The organism is Planococcus sp. VCh962 (assembly GCF_057748275.1).
The window spans coordinates 188,011-204,507 of the sequence record NZ_JBYLHS010000002.1; the positions used below are offsets into that span (position 1 = coordinate 188,011).

The following is a 16,497-nucleotide window of genomic DNA, read 5'->3' on the forward strand; positions in this document are numbered from 1 at the left end:
ATCGCCTATTGCGATTTTAAAGATTTTGGACTGCACGGCTCTATGCGCATGCTTTTTTTGCTGACAAATGGCTTGGGCATCATGGTATGTATTTTCCAGAATCATAAAAAAGTATGGAAATTAAAGGTTCCAGCCGCCCGCTGTACGGATGCGTTTTTTCCTTTTTACCGCGATTGCAATACTTTGATCAAAAATACCGGCAAATTCAGCTGCCGTTTTAAACGGGACGGGCTTGCAAGAAGCCGGTACAGCCATTCCATGCCAAGTTTTCGGAATACAGCCGGTGCCCGTTTAACGGTTCCGGAAAACACGTCAAAACTGCCGCCTACTCCCTGGAATACTTGGACGTTCGGCAAGTCCTTCAAGTTCCTTCTGATCCATAGTTCTTGTTTCGGGCTGCCGAGTGCGACGAAAAGGATTTTCGCCCCGCTCTGGTGGATTCTCGAAACGAGCGCTTTTTCGTCTGTCTCGTAGCCGTTGGTGTAGCCGGCTACTTGGATAGCGGGATGCTTTTCTTGGATGTTGGCAATCGCTTTGGTCACGACTTCTTCTTTTGCGCCATAAAAATAGACCGAATGGCCATCACTTTCCGCAAATTGCAGCAACCGAGCCATCATATCCACACCGGTGACCCGTGAGGTGATGTTGCCGCCTTTGATCTTCGCTGCCAGCAAGATGCCGACGCCATCCGCAATTTGGTAAGTGGATGAGTTGATCAGTTCTTTCACTTCAGGGTCGCGCTGTGCGCTCATCACTTTTTCCGGATTGACTGCAATGATGGTCGACTGCTTGCCGCTTGCCGTGCGGACCCTTAAGTCACTTATTATACCTTCATATGAAAGAGGTGAAACATTCACCCCTAAATATTTTTCCTTCATTATTCACACCCTCAATATAGTCGCTTTCAATTTTATTAGTATAGCAGATTTTGTGGGTGGTTGCACAGGCTGTTTGACAAGTGTTAGAATTTAGCGAGGACAAAGCTTGAGAGCTTTAGTTTGAGGAGGAGAATATGTGAAAATTGTACTATCTGGTTTTTATGGATTAGGCAATACGGGTGACGAAGCAATCCTAAAAGCCATTATTGATAACTTGCGAGCGGAGTTGAAAGACCCGGACATCACTGTTTTTTCATTGTCACCGGAAAAAACGGCTAAAGAATATAATGTGAAATCGGTTTACCGCGCTTGGCGCCGTGAAAATAAAGAAAAAGTCAAAGCGCTCCGTTCCGCTGATCTGCTGATTTCGGGCGGCGGCGGTTTGCTGCAGGATACATACCCGACAAAATTCTTGTTCGGCCCGCTTCCTTATTATTTGCTGATTGTTATGCTGGCAAAACTATGCGGCACAAAAGTGATGTTCTTTTCTCAAGGCATCGGCCCGGTCACTTCGACATGGGGCAAGATCTTGATGAAAGTTTTCGCGAACCGCGCCGACTTTATCACCGTGCGAGACCAGTATTCAAAAGATTATTTGAAGAAACTTGGCGTGACACGCCCTGAATCCGTCGTGACGGCAGACATCGTCTTCGCTTTTATGGCGGATGAAGACCATTCCGCTTATGATTCCCTTCCGTTGACCGGACAGGAACGTCTAGTGGCAGTGGCTCCCCGCCCTTGGTTCGAGCATGAAGATGCGTACATCCAAAAAATGGCCTGGACCTTGGATCAGTTGATTGAACAGCGCGGAGTGACGCCGGTATTCGTGCCGATGGAACCTCCTTACGATACAAATGTGTCGAAAAAGATCCAAGCACAGATGCGCCATCCGGAAAAAACGATGCTGCTCGGCGAACAGTTTACGCCGAACCAATTCTATAATTTCATCGCGCGCTGCGATTTGACCATTGCCCTTCGGCTGCATGCGCTGATTTTCTCGGCGCTGTCAAAAGTGCCTCATATCGGGCTCAGCTATGACCGCAAAGTGGAAAGCTTCTTGAAGCGGTCCGGAATGTGGGATAAATCCTTTGAACTGGGCGACTTCACGCAGGAAGCTTTGCTTGAAAATGCCTTATACGCTTTGGATCACCGCACCGAACTTGAAGACGTGATGGAACCAAAAGTGGAGCTGCTTCGTCAAGAAGCAAAACGGAATATTGGATTACTAAAAGAACAGTTCGGAGGGTCTTCCCATTGAAAATATTATTACTGAGCATTTATGATTATCCGCATGTCGGCGGTTTATCGACACACATCACGACTTTAAAATCGGGGCTTGAATCGAGAGGGCATGAAGTTTCTGTCCTGTCGTTCTCGGATGTGCCGAAATGGAAGCGTGATTTAATCGCCCGCGGACCGTCAATGATGCTGAACAAAATGAAACTTGGTGCCGGCTACGTCTGGACATTGAAACGCCGCGCTGATTTCATGAAAGAACTTTTGAAAGATCCCAAGTTTAAAGACATCGACTTGGTCAATGCCCAGGATGTCATGTCGGCAAAAGCCGCCACAGAGTCCGGGTTTGCAGTTGTCACCACTGTCCACGGCTATATGACGTTTGAAGGCATTTCAAAAGGATCTGTAGCTGAAAACAGTGCATATGCAAATGAAATTAAGCAATTCGAACATAATGGCTATAAAATGTCCCGCGAAGTCATTACAGTCGATACCCGCATCAAGGATTATATCCATGCGGAAACCGGCGTAACCGGCAATATGATTAAAAACTTCATCGATGTGGAAGATTTCAAGCCGGAGACCGAGCGCCGAGCTGAATTCCGGAAAGAATTCAATCTGTCGATGGACGATAAGATTTTCTTTATCCCCCGCAGGCTGACAAAGAAAAACGGCGTCATCTACCCGATTCTTTCTTTCCCGCCAGTCGTTGAACGTTTCCCTGAAGCCCGCCTGGTATTTGCGGGAACGGGTGAAATGATGGACGAGATGAAAAAGAAAGCGCGCGAACTTGGCGTGGAAGAACGTGTGACGATGCTTGGCGCGGTCGATCATAAAGACATGATCCGCTATTACGCTTTAAGCGACATCGTCCTGGTGCCTTCCATCTATTCTGCCGGTGTGGAAGAAGCGACTTCCATTTCCGCTCTTGAAGCGATGGGTTCTGGGGTTCCGCTGATCGCTTGTGCAGTCGGTGGATTGAAGGAAATCGTCGACCACGGAAAAGACGGCTTGCTGGTCGAAGAAAAGAATATTGAAGAACTTTCAGATGCTATGATCCGCTTATTGGGGAATCCTGAAGAAGGAGCTCAATTGGCGAAAGCTGGACGTACGAAGATCATCGAAGAGTACTCCCATTTCGCAGCAGCAGAAAAATATGAAAAGATCTACCTGAAAGCATTAGCAAAACAATACAGTTGAGTTAATAAATCAGCGGCTGGCTCAGGAAGAATGAGCTGGCCGCTTATTCTGTGAAAAGAGGTGGACTCATGTCGAGTCTGAAAAAAGCCGCCATTTGGACAACGGGCCTGGCGTTATTGCTTAAATTATCGGGATTGCTCCGGGAGTCGATCGTCGCCAACGAGTTCGGCGCCTCGGCCGCTACCGATGCTTACTTTCTGGCATTTTCCTTTATCACGTTAGTGGTCGCCATGATTGCAACTGGCTTTAATAATGTCTTTTTGCCGATGTATATCAAGCGCCGGAAAAATGGCACGGATTTAGATGATACAAATGCGAATGGGCTCCTTAATTGGACCATGCTCATCTTTGCTGCGGTATCCGTAGCAGGCTGGACCTGGTCGGAATCGATCGTTCCCACCATCTATCCGATGATGTCGGAAACGGCCGAGCCGATCGCCATCGGCATTACCGAAGTGTTCTTTATCTTCATGACATTTATCGCCCTAGCCGGATTGCTCGAATCTTATTTGCAATCCCGCCGAATTTTCGTGCCGACTTTGGTATCAAAACTGCTGGCGACGCTGATGTCCGCGCTGTTCGCATTATTTTTCAGCGATATTTGGGGCATCTATTCCCTGGCTTACGGCTTTGTCGCCGGAACGGTTCTCGGCGCAGCGATTCAATTGCTGTACTTGATCCGCTCCGATTATAAATGGAAACCGACATTGCGGATGGAATCAGATTTCACCAAGGCTTTTGTCATCTTGATCATTCCTTCCCTGTTGAATTCGGTCGTCGGCCAAGTGAATTTATTCGTCAATAAAGCTTTTGCTTCCGGCACCATCGACGCGGCCGTTACATACTTGAATAACGCTTCCTTGCTTGTCAGCATACCGAATGCGATTTACGCTTCCACGTTAGCCGCAATCATTTTCACGCTGATGTCCGAGCAAACCGATGACCGCGAAAAATTCAAAGACACCTTATTCCGGGGAATGGAGATTTCTTTCATTACACTGGTGCCGATTGCCATCGGTTTATGGGTGGTCGGAGATGCAGCGATTTCTTTCGTCTATGAACGCGGGGCTTTTACAGCTGAAGACACCGCAAACACTTACGCCGCTTTGCTGTTCTACTTGCCGATCATCATTTTCCAGGGCATGCAGCTTATTTTGTCGAAATCGATGTATGCACGGGGAAAAACGGCTGTGGTCTTCCGTATCTCCGTCACCACCATCGTCCTGAATTTTTTGCTGAACTGGTTATTGGTCGACGATTACGGTTACACGGCTCTCGCTTTTGCTGCTTCAGCCGTATCGGTCTATTATTTTGCCGTGTCCATGGTTGTCGTCTATAAAGACTTAGGAATAAAAGAATTCAACCGCTTTATGGCTACCGCTGTCCGTATTTTGATCCCTTCTATCATCATGGGGCTTGTTGTATGGGGAGCGAAAGAATTGCTGAATGCTGAACAATGGCATGCGATTCTACAGCTGGGAATACTGGTTCCGATTGGAATCGCCGTCTATGTTGCCGCGCTGCGCATCGTTCATCCAGCCGGCTTCAACAGATTTTTAGGATTGGCTAAACGCAGAAGATGAGGGGTGGCAAAATGGTGAAGAAAATTGCCCTGGGAATAGGAGCCTTAGCTATCATATTGGCTTTGGCTCTGGGGGCTTTCGCACTTATTAAAGATGAAATCATTTTTTATGAAAATAACAGTCTCACGTTGACCATTGAAAAACCGGCACTTTTATCTTTAACCGAAATTAATACCACTGAAAAGAAAATTGAAAACGCCGTCGACCGGACGTTTTCAGCAAATCTCGAACTATTTGGCCTAAATGCCGGCATCTACGAAGTAACCGAGCGGACACTCGGCAACGGTGCGGAATTGGTTTTCGAAAGAATGGAAAATTCCAGCTGGCTGCCGCTTCCCATTTCCACAAAGCTGTCCGGACTGAAGAACGCGGAATTTACGGATTGGAATCCCGAAGAAATTGAACATCCTTATCACAATGATTTCGGCGTCGATCCTACAGTGAATCCATTCGGAGCAATTGCTTATTCAGACGGAGAAATCCTCCAAGGAAACGTCTATATCTCAAAAAAACTTGAAATGGCCTATGAAGACCAGCAAGTCAGCCGGCTGAAAGATTTGGACAAAGAAATCCGCGAGCTGGAACTTTCAGATAGAGCCATCAACAAGGAATTCTGGCTGATGCCAGCCCGTACCGCTGAATCCTGGACGCTGTTGACAGAAGGTCCTTTGTTCACAGATGAAGCGACAGAAACGCAATGGATTGAATTTGCTTTGAATAACCAGACCATGCAATTAAACTGGCTGACTGCCGATGGACCTTTTACCAAATTGCCGTTCTCTATAGAACCGAGCACGAAAATGGGCTACGGACGCGCGATGGGCCGATTCGAAGATGAAGTGGCCCTGGAGTGGAACGAGCGCTCCCCTTCCCTTTATTTTGAATCGATGGTCCTGAATTCCCGGGTCAACTTATTGAGTTACCTCGCTGAATTCGAAGGCACACGATGGCCGACTGAATACACCAGCACGTGGCTGAAAAACGCCTATGGCATCACCGCTCCCTATGTCGATACACGCTTTAACGAATACGTCGCTTTCTATCTCGACAACACAGCAGAACTTTATAAAGAAGATGTGGACCAGGAACAGCTCGCCGTTGAGGTGTATGCCGATTACTTGTTAAGCCGGATTGAAGAAGACGAGGTCATCGAAGCCGGAGACGGCTACCTCATTGTCGATTATTTCGATGAAGATCCCGAAACTCCGCTCACTCACGCTTCCTTGAACCATGAACTTGGTGGCTTAAAAATATTGCTGACTGCTTACCGGCATACAAATGAAGATAAATATTTGCAGGCCGCAAATCAAGTCATTGCCGGCATTGAGCAATTCGGCCAAGATGAAGGCGGCTGGATTCGGGAAAATGGAGATTTATGGTATCAAGCCCGTCCGGACGGCACATTCAGCGGCGATGATTATCCGCAGCTGACACTCGTCGACTTGCTTGAAACGCAAGCGCTGTTCGAAGAACTCCAAATGGAACGCAATACTTATTTTGATGAAATGATCGAAGCCAAAATGCAGTATTTGGAATCCGAAGGCATTGAGTTGATTGAAAAAGTTACGAATCTTATGTAATACAGCTATGAACCGCTCGCTTTATGCGAGCGGTTTTTTTATTTATTTTGGAAAGTTATAGCGCTTCATATCCGGCGGACTCATTCGCTTTATTAGACATTCGTGTTTGTCACTCTTAGCTAATTTTTAGATACAGTGATTTTCTAAAGAGAACTCTATATGCTCTCCAGATATAGAGCCAAACAGCGGAGAAAATCGTACTGCTCCTGCAGTGCTGCGCACTTCGTCGCAAAGACTTGCCCTCGCAGGCTTCGGCCAATGTCTTGCCTGCGGGGCAGCGTAGCGACGAGACAGCCGAGACCCTGCAACGCCCTTTCATGTCTCGAAGCTAGCGCAGCGATGCAGAGACAGGAGCGCAGCGACGAAGCGGCTTGGCGCTCGCCCGCGGCAAGCGGAGCTGTTTGGCGGAATATCGATTAAGCTGAACAGTTTAAATCCTTCTTATTTTCCATAACAAATAAAAAAAGGATCAGCAGCTGCTGATCCTTCTTTCTTTATTAATTGATGGTATTCACTAGATCTGCACGGATCCAGCCGATTCCGTTATTGGTATCGTGTTCCGGATTTAAATCGGAAATCACTTTATACCAATTGTATCCATCGGTATGTTTTACCGTTTCAAGGATAACCACAGGATATCCGAACGCCTGGTCGATGCCGAGATATTCACGTTTGTAGCTGTACAACAATTCGCCTTGAGGCGCTTTCCGCACGTTCACAGAAGCTGTGTTGGTGATGCCCAGCTTGTATTTGTTGATGTCTTTCTTGCCAAGTGCCAAGTCGGTGCGGAACATATGGCCCGCTACTTTCGCTCCCCACGTCGGGTCAGAAGCATAGCTGACGTTGAAGCCTGTTGTTTTATTGCCTGGCGATGCGCCATTTGCATAAGAACCGTTCGGGTTCACGTAATTGCGGTTCATGTACTCTCTGGCAAAGGCATCGATGCTGTTTTCTGCCTGGGCATAAACGGTGCCTTCATGAGGCGTTCCATCAAATACACGGATGCCAAACAGATTGTTTTTGACTTGTGCGTTATCGCTCATGCCAAACGCACTTTCATGCATAGCCACAGACAGCATGAATAATGCATTGATATTGTATTTCTCTTGCATGTCGATAAAGTATTTCCCTTTGCCAATCAGTTTCGATCTTGTTGTCGCATTTTTATAAGTTCCTGTGGAACTGTTCAGTTCCGTCAGGCGGTTCATGATGAACGTATCCAATTCCGCAGCCGTGTAGCTTGTTTTGGTGCGCACAGACTGATACTGGAAATAAGGATAATGCGTTATTTTTGAAGAGCCCGCTTGGAAATGGACGCCATCGTGGCTGTAATATTTCACGTTAGCCTGCATTCCTGCTGGGGCTGGCCCGATAGAATAACTGGCACGTGCTTTGGTGACATAATTGTATTGATGGTGATTCAGTGTTCCCCACTGATTTACCATGTAATAATCCTGTGCTGTCACCAGTTCAAGAGGAACAAAATCCACTTCGCTGTGTTTCGCGTAGCCGATTGTGCCACCGACTTGCACTTTGACAAAATCATCATTTGAATCGATAAAACGGATTTCGCGTCCGTGTTCAATATAGGTTGCCTGCTTCTTGAAAGCAGTATCATGGTAGATGGTCGTTACTTGCTTGGCGCCGTTTAACACACGATCGCCAAACGCAAAGCCGCTTTTGATGCGGATGATTTCATCGCCGCGAAGAATCGCTTTTGCTGAAGGAACCGCTTTGAAAGATTCCGCAGCGCTCAAATAATCTTTATGGCTGTAACTCTGCTTCACCAATTGTCCGTTCTCGACATATCCTAAATAATATAAGTTTTCGTCAGTTGATGGAGGTGTCGGCTCTTCCGGCACTGGCTCAGAAGGATTATCCGCCACTTTTTTTGCTTCAAGGAAACGGTAGATGAAAGCTGCTGCTTGTTCGCGTGTTGTGCTGTCTTTAGGAGCAAATTTCAAACCGCCATTGCCATCCGGCATACCTGCAGTGATGTCATAATGGAGGATATTATAAACTGCTCGAATACCGCCTGAAGAAACAAAATCTTTTTCATCCGAGAAGCTTACCCGTTTTTCTTTTAATTCCATCTTACTGAAAACCAGGACATTTTTTAATGTTTGAGCCATTTGCTCACGTGTGATCAAACTTGTCGGATTGAATGTCGTGTCGCTATTTCCATGCATCAATCCGGCAGTATAAACTGCTCCGATTTCAGCTGAAAGCTTCGAATTCATCGGGACATCTTTGAAATTGTGAACCCCCGCAGGCAATTGCAGCGCCCGGCTGATAAAGGCGGCAAATTGTTCACGTGTTACAGAATCTTTTGGCTTGTAAACATCTTTTCCATATCCGAAAAGGACGCCTTGTTCGATCATTGCCTTCATTTCTTTTTCCAAGGCACTCCCTGGCGCAATATCACTAGCATGGCTTGGTGATGCGAAACTTATTACTCCTGCCACTAATAAAATAGCCGCAATGAATTTATTGATAATTTTCATGTAGTCCTCCTTATTTCTGCCTATACTCAGTGTAAAGCATTTTTATCCTACAAAAAAGGTTTTTTATGGAATTGATGGTAAGAAAGAGCCATTCGACTTAGTAAAAAACCAAATTTCATACCCGTTTGGCAGCAACAGAGACAAAAGGCTTATATAAACAAAACAAAGGAACCGATCAACCGGTTCCTTTGTTTACTGCTTATTTTGCTTGTATGACGCTGTATAATGCCGCTGCAAATTCAGCACGGTTTGAGTTTCTGTCTCCGTAGAATCTGGAAGTCTGAAACACAGTTGTTTCATCAACCGCTTTTAAAGTCACGATCGGTTTATGTGCCCAATATGTCGGGGCTACATCCAAATACTTCACTGAAGCAGTTTGTGCCTGGATATTCTCTGATTTTGACATTTCAAAGGCTCTTTCCAGAATCACGGCTAATTGCGTTTTGGTTAATGAGTCGTACATTCCATAAGCGCCATTTGTATAACCTTTCAAAATGCCTGCCTCATTCATCGCAGCGATGTCTTTCGCGAATTTGTGGCTGGCTGATACATCTTTGAATTGAATGCCTTTAGTTGGTGTTAGTTTTAATTCGCGGTTGATCATTGCCGCAGCTTGCCCTCTTGTCACTTTTTCCGTCGGACGGAAATCCTGTTGTTCAAACCCGCTGATCACACCGGATATGTTTAAACTTTTAATGGCTTCATAAGCCGGATGGGAAGTTGGGACGTCTACAAAATTGCCATCCGTAACCGGCGGCAATGCTTTTGGAGCGGATGCTTTTACCGGGGCCGTGCTGATGACGCGTTTAGCGCCTGCATATTTCGGTCCCCAATACGGGTTCGTGTTAATATTTGAAACTCCTACCCCGCCGCTTTCTGCTGAGATGACGTTGCCATCCCCTATGTAGATGCCGGTATGTGAGATGCCTTTTTTATATGTATTAGCAAAAAATACAAGATCTCCTTTTTGCAGATTGCTTTTTGATACGGCCGTTCCTACTTTGTATTGATCTGCAGATGTTCTTGGCAATGAAATATCGAAATGGTCAAATACATAACGGATATATCCAGAGCAATCAAATCCTGATGGCGTCGTTCCGCCGAATTTATAAGGCGTTCCTTTAAATTTTAATGCGTAGTTCGCAATTTCTTCTGCTGATGCTCCACTGGCATCGGCTTCGGTTGTCATTAATGGACTGGCTGTTATGAATAAAACAGCGATTATCATAAGTAGCATTCGTTTCTTCAATTCGTCACCTCTAGTAAAATTTGCGATTCATGGTGTTGATCAAACACGGAATCTTCCTGTTTTCTTAACCTGTGTTACATACTACCAAGGAATTACCAATTTTAGGTTACACTAATATTACATTTGTGTAACATTTCCTTTTTTATGGTTTAAAAGAAATAAATCCGGGTAAAAAAAGAAGTTGCGGCTGATTATTCAGTCGCAACTTCTTTTAGGTCATTTTATGAATAAGCTGTTTTCAGCTCTAGCTAAAAATACCCCGAAACTATAACGGTTCATCATTTTGGACGGTTCAAAAGTGGTAGCCGTGTAGCCGGCCGTAATCTTTTGCTGGGTAATTGCTTGGATCGCTCCATAGCTGGCTTGATCGGAATGAACATCCGTAAACGGCGGGTTCACTGCCGGATCAAATTCAAATTGATAAGCATTTTGGATCAGCAAAGCCATTTCGGCTCTTGTGACCGATTGGTTTGGTTTGAAGCTTCCATCCGGATATCCTTGTATGATCCCATTTTCGTATGCCGATTGGATGTAACCGGAAGCGGAGTGGTTCACTCCAACGTCTGTGAACGTTGTGGTCCGAGGAGTTCCATCAAACCCCTGCGCTTTCCCAAGCAAGATCAGGGCTTCTCCCCGCTTGATCTCGCGTGTCGGTTTGAATGTCCCATCCAGGTATCCGCTCATAAAACCATTGCTGTACAAGAAACTGATGTGCGGAGCATACCAGGAAGCCATTGTGACATCTGGAAAAGCCGGTTCATTTACTTTGATTGATAAAGACTCGTTTTTCTTTATGCCATTTTTATTGGTGTAGCTGAAGGCCAACGGATAAACGCCCTTGGTTTTGTACAACACCCACTTGCCCGGCTCGTTTTCCCTTAAAATGTTTTGACCTTCTTTCAACGTCCAATTGCTTGCTAACTCTTTATTTTTTAAAGTCAGCGTTATTTTTCCTTTTTCCACTTTTGTTTCGATCAACGGTACGGTTTTAATGTCTTTTTCATACTGCACCAGCCCGAAGCCAAAAGAACTGTCGCGTCCTGCAATGCCCAAGTCCTTTGCCGTGCTTTGGAGAATTTCCCGCAGCTTGGCATTCGACAACGCGGGATGCTGCTCTTTATACAAAGCCAGTATCCCGGTAACATGCGGGGCAGCCATCGACGTTCCCGTCAAATTCTTATAGCCGTCCACTACATAATCCGAGTGGTCAAGCCTCCTTGGAAACGTGCTGTATATTTCATATCCTGGAGCAGCAAGTTCCACTTCCGGTCCTACCGAAGAGTGTGTTTCTTTCTTCATCTCGTTATTCAGCGCTCCCACTGCTATAACGGAAGAGAATTTCCCGGGATAAGTGACTGTATTTTCTCCCACCGCTCCTCCTTCATTGCCTGCAGCTGCGACAATCAGCATTCCTTGCTTGCTGGCTTCTTGCAGCATCAAATCCAATGGACGGTCATTCACCGAAATGGAAATGCTTAAATTCAATATATCAATGTCATTCTTAATCGCCCATTCCACACCTTTGGTGACTTGTGCGGTTGATCCTGCCCCTTCGCTGTCCATCGCTTTTATGGCAAACATTTTTACATTGGGGGCAATCCCAATTATCCCCGCATTGTTTTTCTTAGCGGCGATAATGCCGGCTACATGGGTTCCGTGGCCGAAATCGTCATCGTATGGAATTTTACTCGAACAGACAGCAGCTGTACAAACTCCTCCGGCTACCGCTAAATCCGAATGGCTTGTATCGATTCCTGTATCCAATACTCCCACCCGGACCCCGGCTCCTGTGTAAGGAGTCGCTAAAGCAGGAGAGCTTTTTGTGCTGGTAAAACTTGGAGACACAATATCCGCCGCTGTTTGGTAGGTTTGGTTCGGGTAAATCTCGGCTGTTTCGAATTGCTGCTGCAACTCATCTTTTTCTTGTTGCGTCAGCTCCATTTCAACCAACGGAACCTCATCAAACTCTTTTTTCACAGACTTGAACTGCTCTTTAATTTTTTCCAGCTCTTGTTCTGGTGCATAAATCATATATGTATCCGTTTCTTGTGCAAAAACATATGCCGGCAAACAAAGCATAGCGAACAACAGCAATACAGCAGTATAGTGCTTCATCATAATTCCCCCTCTTTCTCTCTCTATTTTTCAAATACCTTTATGCCGGCTTTTATAAACCACCAATAGTAGTATAAAAGTTCTATATTTTAACTTTTTATACTAATTTATAAAATAAAAACTCCTGTGACTAAAAGCCAACAGGAGTATTGAGGGTTATCAATGGCGTTTATTGCTTGGTGCTGCGCCAACTGTTTTGTAATAAGGCAGCACATCGGTGCGCCCTTCGTAACGGTAGAAATAATCCAAAGTTCCAAGGAACAATGCTTTCCCCATCTCTTTGCGTTCTGCTTCTGATTTGATGTATTGAATATCAGTTGCACTATCGATAAAGCCCATTTCGATTAAAGCAGCCGGTACGGTATTATCACGAAGCACTTGGTAATTTCCTTGTTTAACTCCGCGGTTCTTCAAGTTCCAAGCTTCCTGCATGCGCGCCTGCAAATAAATCGAAAGTGCACGGGACTGCTGGACTTTTGGATTTACTGCTGCCGTGCTTGCATAATAGAAAGTTTCTTGTCCATTTGCCGAACCATTCAATGCATTTGTATGGATACTGACAAAGACATCTCCGCCATTTCTGGAAGCGTACTTCGCACGGTCATACAATTTGATGAATGTGTCGGAATCACGTGTCATTTTAGCGGTGATCGGTGTTTTAGCAAAATAATCTCTCATGTGTCTGCCGACATTCAAAACTACGTTCTTTTCATAAAATCCATTGCCAATTGCGCCTGAATCTGTGCCTCCATGGCCTGGATCGATGATGACTGTCAAATCACTTTTAACGACTGGTACTACAGAAACCGGTTTAGAAATGGAGAGGTAGCTTGTTGCCACATAGCCGATCACTCCATTAACGCGGATATGGGACCAGCCATTCACAGAACTTGCCACACTGACTGCTGTGCCGTTTTTCAAGCTGCTGATTGTTGGATAGGAAGTTCCAGGACCTTTTCGCATATTTAATGTGTCCGACCCTGTTTTGACATACATTGTCTTCGTGAATGAAACGTCTCCCGCTTGTACCCCAACACGGAAGCTCTCGTTTAAGCTGCGCGCTAAAAATACAGAGAAATCTGCGCGTATAATTTTTTCATCTGCTCCAAACGAACCGTCCGGATATCCTTGCGCAATGCCTTTTTCCATTAATTTTGCTGCAGCAGTAGCTGAGGTAGTGCCTCCAAAGTTAAATGAACGATTCAGAAGCAATGCCATTTCACCACGGTTTAAGATATTATTCGGACGGAACGTTCCGTCTGAATAACCTGAAATGATTTTTAAATCGACGAGCGCATCAATATAACCAGATGCCATATTAGAAGATCCTACATCTGAAAAATCAGTGCTTTTCTTCGCGCCGTTCAATTTCAGCGCTCTGCCCAGCATTGCAGCCGCTTCCCCGCGCGTCACTTGTTTTGAAGGTTTAAAAGTGCCGTCATTATAGCCATTGACAATAGCACGATCAACCAAATACGTAATTTCCTGATATGCCCGGTGGCCAGTACTGATATCTTTTAAATTTACACTTGCATTCACTTGGTTTTGATAAGGGACTAATACAGAAACAATCAATGCGAAACAAAGCATTATTATCCATTTTTTCAAGACTCATTTCCTCCTAATATTTTTCTTTCTCCCCATACACTAACCTAAAAATTTCTAAATTTCTATGTATCAATTGAATTATTTCAAAAAAAAGTAGTTCTTTTTATTAATATTTAGTGGGTATTACGTAACAAAGCCCTGTCTAGTGACTAGACAGGGCTTTGCTATTTAACATATTTTTTTCAATTTCTTAATGATTTTTACTTTTCGATAAAACCCATTAATTGGAAGGTTTTACATCAACAATGCGGCCTTCAACAGCCGGCTGCACTTGTCCGAGGCGCACTAATTCTTCTCTCAAGTTTTCCCAATCAGAAAGTCCTAGGTCCGTTACGCGTCCTTCTGCATAAGCTTTAGCAAATACAGTGTACCCGTCTCCGCCTTTAGCTGTGAAGGCGTTTGTTGCGACTGTATAAGAAGTATTGGCAGCTATTGGCGTAAATGTTCCATTTGCGTTTTTCAAGGAAATGGAAACGACGCGCTGCCCCGCCGGTTTAGAAGAATCAAATTCCACTTTTGCTCCTGAAACATGCAGGAATCCGCCATTTTCAAGCGGGTATTGGCCGACACTGATTTCAAAAGCAGCTTTCAGTTCAGCACCGGTTAATTGCATTGTAGCCAAGGTATTTCCGAAAGGCAGAACGGTGATGATTTCACCGACTGTAATCGGGCCAGCATCGATGCCTGCACGGATCCCGCCGCCATTTTGGAATGCCATGACGACATTTTCGTTATACGTTTTCGCTTTTCTAAGCATTCCATCGGTGATGATATTGCCTAAAGCCGTTTCGTTTTTGCGTACGCTTGGTGCGTTCGGGTTATCGCCGGCACGCGGGTTTTCCAGCGCTGCTGTTGCTGTCGCACCTGTTTCTTCTGCTGCAACTTCCGCCACTACTTCTTTATAAGGTGCTAAGACTTCTGTTGCTTGTGGGTCTGCAGCCAATTCTTTCAAAGCAATCAATTCCCCGTCAAACGCCAATACTGCGCCATCGTTATCAAACAAGATGTCCAAAGTTCCCAGGTTTTCAGCGTTAGCTCCCGATTGGACAATAACCGTCGGGTCTTCATTTTCCTTGATAATCACCGGTTCAGCCAGCGCCGTATGGGTGTGCCCGCCGACGATTACGTCAATGCCTTCAACGCCTTTGGCCAATAACAAGTCATTGTCGATTGCCGGGTTGTCATCATAGCCGATATGCGTCAAGGCCACCACTTTGTCCACGCCCATCGCTTTGAATTCATCCACCATTTTTTGGGCATCTGCGATGTAGTTTTCATTGAATGAGATAAGCCCTGGGCTTGCAATAACTTCTGTTTCTTTTGTCGTCAAACCGAAAATCCCGACTTTCTCCCCGTTCACTTCTTTGACGATGCCTGTGTAAATATTGCCGTCTTGTGGATCAGAAGATATTTGCGTTTGGAATAGGCCTTCAAACAATGGATCCGGTGTGAAATTCACGTTCGCTGAAACGAACGGGAAGTTGGCAGCCGTGACGAATTCCTGAAGCGCTTGATGCCCTTCCGGTGAAGCCCCAAGGTCAAATTCATGGTTACCGAAAGTCATGGCGTCAAAATTCATCAATTTCATCACTTCAAGATCCGCTTCACCTTGGAATTCATTGAAATACAAAGTTCCTGAGAAGACATCACCCGCATGCAAAAGAAGCGAATTCGGATTTTCTGCACGGAAGCCTTTTACCGCTGTCACCAATTTTGTCGACTCTTCTGCACGGGCATGTGTATCATTGACATGCATAATGGATAGAGGGTACACATCCTTGATAATTTTATCCGCGGAGCGGTGAAGGAATAAAGCGGTTTCTCCGCGTGTTACAGCCTGGTTGGCAGCAAATTGTGTAGCTGTTTTGCCGACCGTGATTTTATTTTTAACCAATGCATCTACGTATTTCGCAAAGCGCTCGTTCACATCCGTAAATTGAGTTTTTTTCAAATTCTCATCAATCTCAAATCCAGCCGCTGTAGCCAGGATTTTCGCTGCTTCGTTGCGTGTCATTACGTCATTCGAACCAAAACGTTTAGCCGTTTTTCCATCTACAAAACCGTTTTCAGCCAAAGCATCTACTGCCCATTTCGCTCTAGATGGTACGTCCGTGAATCCTGAATCGGCGTATTTCCCTGTGGAACTAAACCCTAATGCCGTGGCGATCATTACCGCAGCATCTTGGCGTTTAATGCTATGCTGTGTACCGAAAGTTGTTGCTGTTTCACCTTTAACGATTCCTAAATCAAACAAAAGTTGGACCGCTTCTGTATAACGGTCAGGCACATCAGTGAATTTCATCTCCGCTGCTGATGCCGGTGAAACTGCTGATGCCACGGCTGCCGCTATTACTGCAGACGCAATAAACTTTTTGTTCTTTGACATACTTACCATGTGTGTGTTCCTCCTCAAGGAATAGGTATATTCGAGTACGATACTATTTTACCAAATTCCCAATCATTGAACTACTCACTTTACTAAATATTTACATGATTCTCTTAATATTTTATATTTTTTTGGTTGCTTCTTTTTTGATAAATTAT

At 45.2% G+C, this 16,497-nt stretch carries 10 protein-coding genes; 4 read left to right on the forward strand and 6 right to left on the reverse strand.

The genetic code is table 11. The features are described from left to right. Positions 1 to 164 precede the first annotated feature (164 nt). Positions 165 to 881: a WecB/TagA/CpsF family glycosyltransferase gene (locus AC3AQ9_RS08315; RefSeq protein ID WP_488307567.1), complete on the reverse strand. Its 717-nt coding sequence runs from the start codon at positions 879 to 881 to the stop codon at positions 165 to 167. A gap of 133 nt (positions 882 to 1,014) precedes the next feature. Here AC3AQ9_RS08315 and csaB point away from each other — a divergent pair, with 133 nt between their 5' ends. The 4 genes from csaB (at position 1,015) to AC3AQ9_RS08335 (ending at position 6,477) form a co-directional block, all read left to right on the forward strand. Then, complete coding sequence (gene csaB, locus AC3AQ9_RS08320) at positions 1,015 to 2,136, forward strand: polysaccharide pyruvyl transferase CsaB (protein WP_488307002.1); 1,122 nt, start codon at positions 1,015 to 1,017, stop codon at positions 2,134 to 2,136. After that, complete coding sequence (locus AC3AQ9_RS08325; RefSeq protein WP_488307003.1) at positions 2,133 to 3,314, forward strand: glycosyltransferase family 4 protein; 1,182 nt, start codon at positions 2,133 to 2,135, stop codon at positions 3,312 to 3,314. Before csaB ends, AC3AQ9_RS08325 begins: the two co-directional genes overlap by 4 nt. 68 nt (positions 3,315 to 3,382) lie before the next feature. Continuing rightward, positions 3,383 to 4,897 carry a murein biosynthesis integral membrane protein MurJ gene (gene murJ, locus AC3AQ9_RS08330; RefSeq protein WP_488307004.1) on the forward strand — a complete coding sequence of 505 codons (1,515 nt, stop codon included), beginning with the start codon at positions 3,383 to 3,385 and terminating at the stop codon, positions 4,895 to 4,897. 11 nt (positions 4,898 to 4,908) lie between these two features. Further along, the gene (locus tag AC3AQ9_RS08335) at positions 4,909 to 6,477 is read left to right on the forward strand and encodes a hypothetical protein (protein ID WP_488307005.1); all 1,569 of its coding nucleotides are present in this window, start codon (positions 4,909 to 4,911) and stop codon (positions 6,475 to 6,477) included. A 497-nt stretch (positions 6,478 to 6,974) separates the two neighbouring features. Here AC3AQ9_RS08335 and AC3AQ9_RS08340 read toward each other — a convergent pair whose 3' ends face one another. The 5 genes from AC3AQ9_RS08340 to AC3AQ9_RS08360 all read right to left on the reverse strand — a co-directional run bounded on the left by AC3AQ9_RS08340 (position 6,975) and on the right by AC3AQ9_RS08360 (position 16,348). After that, entirely contained in the window at positions 6,975 to 8,981 is a 2,007-nt protein-coding gene (locus AC3AQ9_RS08340) for an S-layer homology domain-containing protein (RefSeq protein ID WP_488307006.1), read from the reverse strand. Positions 8,982 to 9,180: 199 nt separating this feature from the next. Continuing rightward, positions 9,181 to 10,230, reverse strand: a complete 1,050-nt coding sequence (locus AC3AQ9_RS08345; RefSeq protein WP_488307007.1) for a C40 family peptidase — start codon at positions 10,228 to 10,230, stop codon at positions 9,181 to 9,183. Between the two features lie 216 nt (positions 10,231 to 10,446). Next, complete coding sequence (locus AC3AQ9_RS08350; protein ID WP_488307008.1) at positions 10,447 to 12,348, reverse strand: S8 family peptidase; 1,902 nt, start codon at positions 12,346 to 12,348, stop codon at positions 10,447 to 10,449. A gap of 156 nt (positions 12,349 to 12,504) precedes the next feature. Further along, positions 12,505 to 13,953 carry an N-acetylmuramoyl-L-alanine amidase gene (locus AC3AQ9_RS08355; protein WP_488307009.1) on the reverse strand — a complete coding sequence of 483 codons (1,449 nt, stop codon included), beginning with the start codon at positions 13,951 to 13,953 and terminating at the stop codon, positions 12,505 to 12,507. Between the two features lie 220 nt (positions 13,954 to 14,173). After that, the gene (locus AC3AQ9_RS08360) at positions 14,174 to 16,348 is read right to left on the reverse strand and encodes a 5'-nucleotidase C-terminal domain-containing protein (RefSeq protein WP_488307010.1); all 2,175 of its coding nucleotides are present in this window, start codon (positions 16,346 to 16,348) and stop codon (positions 14,174 to 14,176) included. Positions 16,349 to 16,497: the final 149 nt, after the last annotated feature.